The organism is Catenulispora pinistramenti, from assembly GCF_018274385.1.
Taxonomy (GTDB): Bacteria; Actinomycetota; Actinomycetes; order Streptomycetales; family Catenulisporaceae; genus Catenulispora; species Catenulispora pinistramenti.
In genome coordinates this window covers 1-11219 of record NZ_JAAFYZ010000294.1, presented here as the reverse complement: position 1 = coordinate 11219, position 11219 = coordinate 1, and the positions used below count along the sequence as shown (strand labels likewise).

The following is an 11219-nucleotide window of genomic DNA, read 5'->3' as shown; positions in this document are numbered from 1 at the left end:
CCGAGGGGAACGGACCGCACCACCCCACAAACCGCCGCCGCTGAGACTAGATCGGCCACCCTAGGGAACCGCGCTAGTTTCCCTGAGGTTGCCGAGGCCCGCCGGAGGCCCGGCCCTTCATCACAGCCCTTGACCTTGCACTGGCTAACTGGAGTTGAAGAGGCCTGAGGTGGGGCGGGGTTGTGAACGCGCGAACCGGCAGCCGACACACAGACTCGCCGACCCGAACCCCGAACCGGCACAACTATGACCGAAGGCGTAAAAAGCTTTGAAACCCACACCCCCAACCGCAACCCGGCCCACAACACCAGCAACCAACAGATCCCGCCCGGCGACCAGCGCGTCACGAATCCCGTCACGAACTCCGTCACGAACTCCGCCACGAACGGCCGGGCAAAGCTTGCCTGACGCAGCACTAGTTCGGGCGATCATCGACCTACATGAGCCAACCGATCATCAGTCCGCACGGTCCGTGTGATCAGAACGACCCACAACCCACAACCCCCGATCCACAAAAACGATGATCAGTCCTCAAAGAATCAGTCATCGAAGACCACTCGTGTGGGTGAAGGGTGGCGCGCCACGCCGTCCGGCGCACCCGCGCCGGGCATCACCCGACCTGATGCAACCACCGCACCGGCGCCCCCTCGCCCGCGTACCGGAAGGGCTCCAGCTCGTCGTCCCATGGCTTGCCGAGCAGTGCCTCGACCTCGCGCTCCAGGGTGGACTCGCCGCGGTGCGCGCGGCCCAGGGCGGCTCGCAGCCGGTCCTCGGCGATGACGATGTCCCCGTGCAGCCCGGTGGCGGCGCGGTAGACGCCGAGGGTGGGCGTGGACGAGTAGCGTTCGCCCTCGGCCCCCTCGGACGGGTCCTCGGTGGCCTCGAACCGGAGCTGCTGCCAGCCCCGCAGCTGCGAGGTCATGCTGGCGGCGGTTCCGGTCTGTCCGCGCCAGGACAGCTCGGCCCGCCACATGTGCGGTTCGGCAGGCTGGTGCGTCCAGTCCAGGCTGACGCGCACGCCGAGTACGCTCGCCACCGCCCACTCGATGTGCGGGCAGAGCGCGCGTGGAGCGGAGTGGATGTAGAGGACTCCGCTTGTCACTGTCTTGTCTGTCGACTGTGCCGTCATCGGGACCTCCTGGCTGTGCTGCGGCGAGGTTCGCCTTCCCCAGCGGCCTTGCCCGCACCACGACCTGGGGAGCCCCATGTCAGCGGCTTTTATTGTGCCGCACGCTCCGGGCGCGGCACCAGTTTGTCTTAGTGCTCTTGCACTCTAGGCGCCCCGGCGAGTTCCGCACAGGCCGCCAACCGGGTGATCTTTATCTGACCTTTGCGCTGAAAAAGGGATATCAACCAACGAATCATCTGAGCTCGTGGATACGGCTGCTGAGATGGGCGCGGAATGGGCGTGAGATGGGTGGGACGGGCGTGAGATGGGTGGGACAGGTGTGAGGTGGCTGTGAGGTGGCTGTGAGATGGGGTGATCGTCAGATCGCCGGGCGCGGGTACGGGGTTTCCCCTCAGTCCGCCGCGATCAGGCCCCGGATCGCCATGTCCAGCGTCCGCTCCCGGGCGTAAGCCTGCTCTTCCTCGGACAGGTGCCGCTCCAGCGGTCCGCCCACCAACAACAGCGCGTGCCCGTGCACCACCGACCAGGCCGCGATCTCGGCCCCGGGCCGGCGCTCGGCCGGCATCCGGCCGGTCTCCACTATCCGGTCCAGCAGCCCGCCCAGTGCCTGGAAGGCCGCGGCCTCGGTAAACGGCACGCCCTCGAATTGCTGGCCGGGCACCTTGGTCAGGCAGAAGGCCGTCATGAACAGCCCGGCGTTGTTCACCGCGAATTCGATGTAGGCGTCGGCCGCCGCGCGCAGCTGGGCCACCGCGACGTCACCGGGGTCCCCGTCCGCCGGGACCGCTGCCACGGCCGCCCCGATCGACCGGGCCAGCGACTCCAGCGCGTGCCCTTTCACCTCGTACAGCAGCGCCTCGGCATCCGAGAAGTGCCGGTAAGCGGCGGTGGCCGACACCCCGACCCGGCGCGCCACCTCCCGCAGCACCACCGCGTCCGGCCCGCCGGCCCGCGCCAACTCCACCGCCGAGTCCGTCATGGCGTTGCGCAGGTCGCCGTGGTGGTAGCGGGTTCGGGGGGTGGTCTTGGGCGTGCTCACCTGTTCATCGTGCCTCATGTTGACACCGTTAACAATGACCGGCAGGCTTAGATGTTAACGGCGTCAACTTCTATGGCGCCCGGCCCGGAGGGGGCTCCACAGTCATGCTCGAAAAGATCGGCAGAATCGCGGTCGGGCGGCCCAAGGCCGTCCTGATCACCGCCTCGATCCTGATGCTCGCGATGGTCGCGGTCGGCGTCGGCGCCTTCGGCGTCCTGAAGTCCGGCGGCTTCGACGACACCGGCTCGCAGTCCTGGAAGTCACAGCAGGCCATCACCGCCGAATTCGGCGGCGAGGCCAACCTGATCCTGGTGGTCGGCGCCCGCACCGGCGGCATCGACTCCGGCGCCGCCGCCCAGGCCGGCCAGACCCTGACCCGGGAACTGACGGCCGACCGCGGCGTGACCGGCGTCGTGTCCTACTTCAGCGGCCACAGCCCCGCGCTGCGCTCCACCGACGGCCGCGACGCGATGGTGCTGGTCCGGGTGCTCGGCGACGACAACCAGGTGGGCAAGACCACCGACCGGCTGCTCAGCGGCTACGTCAAGGACGGCCCGGCGGTGACCGTCCAGGCCGGGGGCGAGGCGGCGGTGAACCACAACGTCACCACCCAGGTGAGCAAGGACCTGGCCACCGCCGAGTCGATCGCCATCCCGCTCACCCTGGTCCTGCTGATCCTGGCCTTCGGCAGCCTGGTCGCGGCCCTGCTCCCGCTCGCGATCGGCCTGGTCGCGATCCTGGGCACCTTCGCCGAACTGGCGATCCTGGGCCGCCTCACCGACGTCTCGGTCTTCGCGATCAACCTCACCACCGCGCTGGGCCTGGGGCTGGGCATCGACTACGCGCTGCTGATGGTCGCCCGCTTCCGCGAGTACCTGGCGCAGGGCACGAGCGTCCCCGACGCCGTCCACGGCACCCTGCGCACCGCGGGCCGCACCATCGCCTTCTCCGCGCTGACAGTCGCCGCCGCCCTGGCCGCCCTGCTCGTGTTCCCGTTCTACTTCCTGCGCTCGTTCGCCTACGCCGGCATCGGCGTGGTCGCGATCGCCGCCGCCAGCGCGCTGATCATCATGCCGGCCCTGCTCAGCGTGCTCGGCACCCGCGTCAACGCCGGCCGCCTGCCCTGGGCCCGGCACTCCACCCAGAGCTCCGCCGCCCCGGCCTGGGGCCGCCTGGCCTCCGCGGTGATGAAGCGCCCGGCGCTGATGGCACTCCCGGTCGTGGCCCTCCTGGCGTTCCTGGCCACCCCGCTGCTCGGCGCCTCCTTCGGCACCCCCGACGAGACGGTCCTGCCGACCAGCGCACCCGCCCGCCAGGCCGCCGACACGCTGCACAACGACTTCCAGGGCAACCAGGCCACCGCGGTGCAGATCATCACGACCGGCCCGGCCGACACGTCGTCGGTGGCCGCGTACGCGGCGAAGCTGTCGACGCTGCCGGGCGCGGTGCGCGTGGACAGCAGCGCCGGCTCCTACGCCCAGGGCGCCGCGCTGGGCCTCGGCCCCTCCGACGCGGGCATGGCCAACGCCTCCGCCCAGCACCTGACGCTGTTCACGGCGGCCGACGGCCACTCCTCCGCAGCGGAACAACTGGTACGCGCCGCCCGCGCCCTCCCCGGCCCCGGCGGCACCTCGACCCTGATCGGCGGCGACACCGCCCGCCTCATCGACTCCGAGCACGGCATCACGGCGCGGCTGCCCTACGCGATCGGGTGGGTGGTGCTGACGACGTTCATCGTGCTGTTCCTGTTCACCGGCAGCGTCACGCAGCCGCTACGGGCACTGGTCCTGAACACCCTGGGCCTGTCGGCGTCGATCGGCACGATGGTGTGGATCTTCCAGCAGGGCCACTTCTCCGGCCTCCTCGACTTCACAGCCCGGCCCATGGACACAGCGATGACGGTGCTCCTGTTCTGCATCGCCTTCGGCCTGTCGATGGACTACGAGGTCTTCCTCACCAGCCGCATCAAGGAACTGCACGCCCAAGGCGCGGACCTGCGCGACTCGGTCAGCGAGGGACTGGCCCGCACCGGGCGCATCGTCTCGACGGCGGCGGGGCTGCTGGCGGTGAGCTTCTTCGCCTTCGGCACGGCCTCGGTCAGCTTCCTGCAGTTCTTCGGCCTCGGCTGCGGCGTCGCGATCCTGATCGACGCCCTGCTGATCCGCGGGATCCTGGTGCCGGCCGCGATGCGGTTGCTGGGGCGGAGCGCCTGGTGGGCGCCGGGACCGCTGCGGCGGTTGCATGAGCGGTTCGGGGTCAGTGAGGGTGCGGTGGCGGAAGTCGAAGCGCAGCCCGCCGAACTCATCGGATCAGCGCGAGTCACTCGGTAGGCACCTGGCACCTGGCACCTGCCTTCGCGGCCATCGACGTGAACATTCGCTCCGAGTAATGTCCCAGTGTTCGATGATCTATCGCGAGGGGGTCGCGTGACCGCGAGGCAGGACCGGGCTCTGGTACTCGTGCAGATCGGACGGCCGCTGGCGCTGGGCTTGGTGAAACTGGGGATCGGGTTGGCTCTGGCCGCCGCGGGGTTCCTCGGAATCTTCGTGCTCGCCTCCGCCCTCGGACTGGTCTCGCTCGTCTGGATCGCTCCGCTGGCGGTGTGGCTGATCTGGTGGGCCTGCCGCCTGATTCCCGATGGGTTCTCCGATGCGACAGTGCGTCTGCTGTACGGCCGGGTGCTGCCGCCCAGAGCGATGACCATCGACCGACAGGGGGTGCGCTACAGCGGCGAGTACGCGGGCGCGGGCGCGGCCACGGGGACGTTCGACATAGACGTCCCCTGGTCCGGCATCAGCGACGCCGGATTCCGCCCCGGTCCGGGAGACTACAACTGGTTCTGCTTCGACATACAGACCGACCTCCCGCAGCCCGGGCCGCAGCTCCGTCAGGCGGTGATAGACGCGGGCCGGGCCGGGATGGTGGTGCAGATCGAGCAGAATTGGATCGCCGCAGAGGTCGGCGACGATTCGACGGTCGCCGAACGCCGGATCATGTCCAACATGTTCTGGTTCGGCACACCGCTGGCGGTCAACCTCGGTACCTGCCGCCGTGCCCGGCCCGCCCGCATCGACGCCGCACTGCGCCGCTGGGCCCCGACCGGATTGCGCTGCGACTCCCAGGAGCCGGAATGGTGGCATCCGCCGCTGCTCGATCGCTTGCTCCACTAGCTACCCGCACCACTAGCTACCCGCACCACTAGCTACCCGCACCACTAACTACCCGCACCACTAACTACCCGCTCCGCTAGCTACCCCCGGCACCGCTTCGACTACCGCCTACCGGTAACCCGCACCGTCACCGCGCCGCGTGCCACCATCACCCCAGCCGCACCACGTTCGTCAGCTCCTCCCCCGCCGCCCACCGTCCCAACTGCTCCTCGATCACCCGCAGCGCGCGCGGCAGGAATGCCGAGGACGCGCCGCCCACGTGCGGCGTGATCAGCACGTTCGGTGTGCGCCACAGGGGGTGGTCTTGGGGCAGGGGCTCCGGGTCGGTGACGTCCATCGCGGCGCGGAGGCGGCCGGAGGCGCACTCGGCCATCAGGGCGTCGGTGCGGACCACCACACCGCGGGCGACGTTCACCAGGAGCGCCCCGTCCTTCATCCGTGCCAGGAAAGCCGCGTCGATCATGCCGCGGGTCTCGTCTGTCGCCGGGACCACCGTGATCACCACGTCTGCCTGCGGTAGCAGGGTGTCGATGTCGGTGAGCGCGTGCACACCCTCGCGGGCTGTGCGGGCCACCCGCAGTACCTCGACCTCGAAGCCCGCGAGGCGGCGTTCGATCGCGGAGCCGATCGAGCCGTAGCCGAGGATCAGGACTGTCTTGTCGGCGAGTGCTTCGTCGACCACGCCGTCGCCGTCCAGGTAGGTCGGGGACCAGTCGCCGTGCTCGGCCTGCCGGACGTAGCGCGGGATGCCGCGGAGTGCGGACAGAGTCAGTGTTACCGCGAGCTCGGCGGTCGAGGCGTCGTGGAGGCCGCGCGCGTTGCACAGGGTGACGCCCTCCGGGACGTACGGCGCCACGTTCTCGTAGCCGGCCGTCAGCGTCTGGGCCACCTTCAGGCGCGGCATCCGGGCCATCAGTTCCGGGTGCGCGTTGATGAACAGGTAGGGCAGTACGAAGAACTCGACCTCGTCGATCGAGTCCGGGATCCCGCCGGGCGCATCGACGTCCACGCCGGTGAACACGTCGGCCACCAGGCCTTCGGGCACTTCCTTCGCCGACTGTCCGAAGGGGACCCATACCCGGCGCGATGTTGTCTGCGGCATGAACCGCACTCTACCCACCGTCCCGCGCCACACCGGTCACGCCGACCCCACTAGGGTGACGCCATGACCATCACCCCGGACACCAAGAACTGGACCTGGGTCCTGGAGCGTCCCTGCCCGGAGTGCGGCTTCGCGGCCGGCGCCGGCAGTCGCGACGAGGTCCCGGCCCTCCTGCGCGCCAACGCTGAATCCTGGCGCGAGTACTTCGCCAAGAACGACCCGGAGCAGGTGCGCACGCGCCCGGATCCGGAGAAGTGGTCGCCGCTGGAGTACGCCTGCCACGTCCGCGACTGCAACAAGATCTACTCCCTGCGCGTCGGCCTGATGCTGGAGGAGGACGACCCGCAGTATCCGAACTGGGACCAGGACTCGACCGCGGTCGAGGACAAGTACAACGAGCAGGACCCTGACACGGTCATCGCAGAACTCATCGACACCACCGAGCAGATCGCCACGCGCTTCGCGTCAGTGTCCGCCGACCAGTGGAAGCGCACCGGCCACCGCGGCGACGGCTCCGACTTCACCGTCGAATCGCTGGCCCGCTACTTCGTCCACGACCCGATCCACCACCTGTGGGACGTCACCGGCAAGCGCCACGACAGCTGACAGGAAGTAGGCCGGCGGACGAAGGCTGCCGGCTGAGGCCCGTCAAACCCCGAAGATCCGCGCCGCGTTCCCGTGGCACACGGCGCGGAGCCACCCGTCACCGAATTCCAGACGGGACAAGGCTTCCAGCGCCTGTGTGTAGGAGTAGGGGATGTTCGGGAAATCGCTCCCGAACAGGATCCGGTCTTCGAACTCCGCGATCCGCTTCCGCTCCCGATCCGGCAGGTCAGCGCCCCCGAAGAAGTCCGTGAACGCCATCGTCGTATCGAACAGCACCCCGTCATACCGCTCGGCCAGGTCGAGGAACCCGACGTACTCCGGCAGCCCGAAGTGCGCGATGACCGGCCGCAGCGTCGGGTGCGCGGCCAGCACCCGGGCCATCGGCTCCGGCCCGGTGAACGGCGTGGCGACCGGGCCGGAGCCACAGTGCACGATCACCGGGACCCCGGCCTCGGCCAAGGTCCCCCACACCGGATCGAGCAGCGGGTCGGCGGGATCGTAGGCGCCGACCTGGACGTGCGCCTTGAAAACACGGGCCCCGGCCTGGATCGCCGCCGGAACGTAGGCAGCCGCCCCGGGCTCGGGGAAGAAGGTCGCGCTGTGCAGGCACTCGGGCGTGCGCGCGGCGAAGTCGGCGGTCCACGCGTTCAGGCTCTCGGCCATCCCCGGCTTGTGCGGGTAGGCCAACGAGGTGAACGCGAGCAGACCGTAGCCGCGCAGGATCGCCAACCGCTCGTCCTCGTCCTGCCGATAGCGGATCGGCCATTCGCGGCCGATCAGCGGCCCGGCCGCGTCGAAGTAGGCACGGATGCGGTCCAGCAGGCGGTGCGGCATGAAGTGCGTGTGGACGTCGATCAGGCCGGGCAGGCCAAGGGACTGCCAGAAGCGGCGCACGTCGGCGGACTCCGCGGCCAGGGCCACCGTCGCGTCAAGATCTCGTTCCGTCACAAGAGCTACCGTAGCTCGCCGAACTTGCGGCCGAGCGCACGCACGTCGCGGATGCGGCGTTCGTACGTGACGCCGAGGACCAGCAGCAGCGCGCCGGCCATCGCGATCAGCGTCCAGCGCGGGACGGCGTCGTAGGCGGCGGCCAGGGCCGGCGAGAGCTGCCCGATGACGTCGATCACGAGGACACACGCACCGACGGCCAGCGGCGCCTGTAGGCGTCCCCTGATACCGGCGATCAGGACGAGCAACGAGGCGACACCGAGCAACGCCGGACGCACCAGGCCCGGGTCCGCGAGCGCCTGGATCAGCGTCGGGGCGAGGCCGGCGATGAGACCGGGGCCGTAGCAGGGCCACGAGGCGGCTTCGCGGTCGGTGCGGCGGCGCAGGTAGCCGGCGGCAAGGAGGATCACGGCGGCCGGGACGGTGTAGGGATCGACGGAGTGGACGTGCGATTCGGCGAGGCGGACCCAACTGCTGGCGAGCAGAAGCAGAAAACTGATGGCCGCCGGCACATGGATCGCGGCGCGGAGGTCGCCGGCGATGGCATCGGGCTGCCCGAACGCGGCGCGGACATCAGCCGCGGGCTGGTCGGCGACCGCGCCGAACGCCGCGATCATCGCCGCAGCGCCGCCGCCGATGAACAGCGCCAGCCAGACCGGGTCGAGTTGATGGGTGGCGATGGTGCCGCTGACGGCTAGCGCATAGATTGTCGGGCCCGTTATTAGCGCGATCGCGTTCAAGTTCCGCTGGAAGGCATTCGCCGCAACGGAAACCGTGGCCGCTGCCAACACGAGGATCAGCGCACGCGAGCCAAGGCCGGCGTTCGGTGCGGCCCACCGATGGACGGCGTCGGCCTCCAAGCAGATGAGGGCCTGGACGAGTGCGGGCCAGGCCGGTGCCAACGGCTTCCCGCCGAGGACGATCGCCGGTGCGGTCGCGGCGAGGAGCACAGCGGTGGTCATCGTCAGAGCGGACGGTTCGTACGCGGACAAGCCGATCGCCGTGGCCGCTCCCACGAGCGCGACGGCCTGGAGCGCGGCTGCGAGGGTGTCGTCAAGGTCGGCGCGGAGCACGTAGGTCACCGCCATCAGCGCCGCTGCCACCACAGCCAGGACGACGCCGGTCTGCTCGAACGTCGCACCCTGATAGACCGCGATCAGAGCCGCCTCGACACCCACCAGCGCGGCCACAGCTGTGGCGAGGACAGTCTGGTAGCGCGTGACTCGGGCGGCGATCGCCGAAGCGGCAAGGGTCACGGCGACCGCCACGACCGTCAGGGCCGGGGAGCGGAGCGACCAGAGGCTGGCGTGCGCGAGGAAGCAGGCGCCGAGGATCGCCGGCGGCGTGATGTTCTCAGGGTTCTTCATCGCCGCGGCGATCAGCAGCGCCGCACCCACAGCCAGCTCCCAGGCGACGGCGGCCGGGAGCGGCCAAGCCGCTTCGAGCGGCACCAGGATCAGGTTCACGACGACCAGCGCGGCGACGCCCGGAACCGCGATCTTGCGTGCGGTGACGCGGGTCCTGGGCACGAGCAAGACGGCTGCGGCGAGCGCCGTCAGCCCCAGCACGGCAAGGTGCGCGCTGCCGGACCAGGGCTGGCCGGTGCGGAGGGCGTCGGTGGCGTGCAGGCTGCGAGCCTGAGCCCAGGTGCTCTTCCACACCTCGTCTCCGGCGACCGCACCCGGCGCTGCCAGTGCCTCCGCGATGGGCTTGGCGGCCGTCAACAGGGCGCCGAGGCCCACCGCCGCGACCACGGCAGTCGAGGCACGTGCGACGCGGGTCGGGACCAGCAGGACGACGACCGCGGCGAGCAGGGCAGCCGCCTCGATCGCCGGCGCACGCCAGCTCGCGTCCAGATGCGGCGCCACACCGCAGGCCGCTGCGATACCGGTGGCGACGGCCAGGGCGAGGTGGAGTTCGGCGGCTTCGCGGCCCGCGGCCCACACGGCGATCGCGGCGAGCGCCAGCAGTTCGAACGGCCCCCATGCCGAGCGCGCGCCGGCGGAGCCGTAGGTGGCGATCGCGGCGGCCGTGAGTGCGAATGCCCACCAGATGTAGGTACTGACGCGCAGGACTCTGATATCGATGACGCCCGCCAGGCCATCGAATCTCGTCATGACGTGGAAGCGAAGCGCGATGAGGGCTGCGGCTTCGAGCCCGTAGACGGCCGCGACACCGGCCGGATGCACGATGCTCGTGCCGGTCGCCAGCGGTAGGACGAGTTCGGCCGCGAGGAGTGCCGCGAGCCCGAGTGCCCGGAGCCGGACGCGCGTCAGCCACGCGGTTACCAGCAGCGCGATCGCGGCTGACGCAGCACTCGCATACACGGCCGGCGCGGCTCCGCTCGCCAGACCCGCAAGCCGCAGTCCGACGCTGTCGACGGTCAGCAGCGCCACGGTCAGGACCGCCACCGACTCGGCGGTCGCGGGCAGCGCACGACGCGCGGCCACCGTCGCCGCGGCCGCCGCCGAGAGGGTGACGACGGCCAGCACCCCGACACGTCCGCCGGCGCCGAGCGTGCCCCAGTTCACGGCGATGAAGATGAGGGCCGCGACCGTGAGGAGCAGGACGCCGAGGCTCAACAGGAGGTTCTGGACGCGGCGGCGGCTCCACTCGACGCGCGGGCGTCCGGGCTGATAGCTCGGCAGCATTGGCGTTGTCATCGGCACCGGCATTGGCACCGAATACACAGGGAACTGCGACGCCGTCGGTGGGATCGGCATGGCGGCACCGGCTCGCAACATTCGCAACAGCTCAGCCCGCTCAGCGGTCAGTGACGCAATACCCTGATCCACTGCCCAAAGCCGTGCGGCCACATCGCCGGCCAACACCAACCCACAGGCCACGCACCGCTCCGGCCGCTCGCCCAGAGGCGCCCCGCAATCCGGACAACGGACCAACACGTCTTCCATGCCAGCAACCCTGGCGCAACGCAGGCGGCGCCGGCATCCGCCGCGATACTCAGTTCTATCCCAGACCTACTCAGATCTCGTCTACTCAGATCTCGCCGCCGGGGTGCTCCGGATCTGCGCCGCGACTCCGCGAGGCACTCGAAATCCGCAGACCCCTGCGATCCGCCGATCCACCGATCCACCGATCCGCCGATCCACCGATCCACCGATCCACCGATCCACCGATCCACCGATTCACCGATCGCTCCCATCGCGCCGATCGACCGATCCGCCCCAACCGCGCTACTCCCCCGCCGACCCACCCCAGTCGCGC

General features: G+C 70.1%; 9 protein-coding genes. 4 read left to right on the top strand and 5 right to left on the bottom strand.

What is annotated here, in order from left to right; translation table 11 throughout:
- Positions 1-246 precede the first annotated feature (246 nt).
- Complete coding sequence (locus KGQ19_RS44220; protein WP_212020868.1) at positions 247-408, top strand: hypothetical protein; 162 nt, start codon at positions 247-249, stop codon at positions 406-408.
- Positions 409-610: 202 nt separating this feature from the next.
- Here the strand turns inward: KGQ19_RS44220 and KGQ19_RS44215 are convergent, their stop codons facing one another.
- Both KGQ19_RS44215 and KGQ19_RS44210 read right to left on the bottom strand, forming a co-directional pair.
- On the bottom strand, positions 611-1129 hold the full coding sequence (locus tag KGQ19_RS44215) for a DUF3145 domain-containing protein (RefSeq protein ID WP_212020867.1): 519 nt from the start codon (positions 1127-1129) through the stop codon (positions 611-613).
- Between the two features lie 391 nt (positions 1130-1520).
- Complete coding sequence (locus KGQ19_RS44210) at positions 1521-2168, bottom strand: TetR/AcrR family transcriptional regulator (protein WP_212020866.1); 648 nt, start codon at positions 2166-2168, stop codon at positions 1521-1523.
- Between the two features lie 104 nt (positions 2169-2272).
- Here KGQ19_RS44210 and KGQ19_RS44205 point away from each other — a divergent pair, with 104 nt between their 5' ends.
- Together KGQ19_RS44205 and KGQ19_RS44200 are read left to right on the top strand one after the other, a co-directional pair.
- Entirely contained in the window at positions 2273-4498 is a 2226-nt protein-coding gene (locus tag KGQ19_RS44205; protein WP_212020865.1) for an MMPL family transporter, read from the top strand.
- Positions 4499-4594: 96 nt separating this feature from the next.
- Positions 4595-5338 carry a hypothetical protein gene (locus KGQ19_RS44200; protein ID WP_212020864.1) on the top strand — a complete coding sequence of 248 codons (744 nt, stop codon included), beginning with the start codon at positions 4595-4597 and terminating at the stop codon, positions 5336-5338.
- Between the two features lie 148 nt (positions 5339-5486).
- On the opposite strand, the gene KGQ19_RS44195 is transcribed toward KGQ19_RS44200, so the two are convergent.
- Positions 5487-6440, bottom strand: coding sequence for a 2-hydroxyacid dehydrogenase (locus KGQ19_RS44195; RefSeq protein ID WP_212020863.1), 954 nt, complete (start codon positions 6438-6440; stop codon positions 5487-5489).
- 63 nt (positions 6441-6503) lie between these two features.
- Here KGQ19_RS44195 and KGQ19_RS44190 point away from each other — a divergent pair, with 63 nt between their 5' ends.
- Positions 6504-7046, top strand: coding sequence for a DinB family protein (locus tag KGQ19_RS44190; RefSeq protein WP_212020862.1), 543 nt, complete (start codon positions 6504-6506; stop codon positions 7044-7046).
- A 42-nt stretch (positions 7047-7088) separates the two neighbouring features.
- Here the strand turns inward: KGQ19_RS44190 and KGQ19_RS44185 are convergent, their stop codons facing one another.
- Both KGQ19_RS44185 and KGQ19_RS44180 read right to left on the bottom strand, forming a co-directional pair.
- Positions 7089-7994: an amidohydrolase family protein gene (locus KGQ19_RS44185; protein ID WP_307856698.1), complete on the bottom strand. Its 906-nt coding sequence runs from the start codon at positions 7992-7994 to the stop codon at positions 7089-7091.
- Between the two features lie 5 nt (positions 7995-7999).
- A complete protein-coding gene (locus KGQ19_RS44180; protein WP_212020861.1) occupies positions 8000-10657 on the bottom strand; it encodes an SCO7613 C-terminal domain-containing membrane protein in 2658 nt (885 codons plus the stop codon).
- Between the last annotated feature and the right edge of the window lie 562 nt (positions 10658-11219).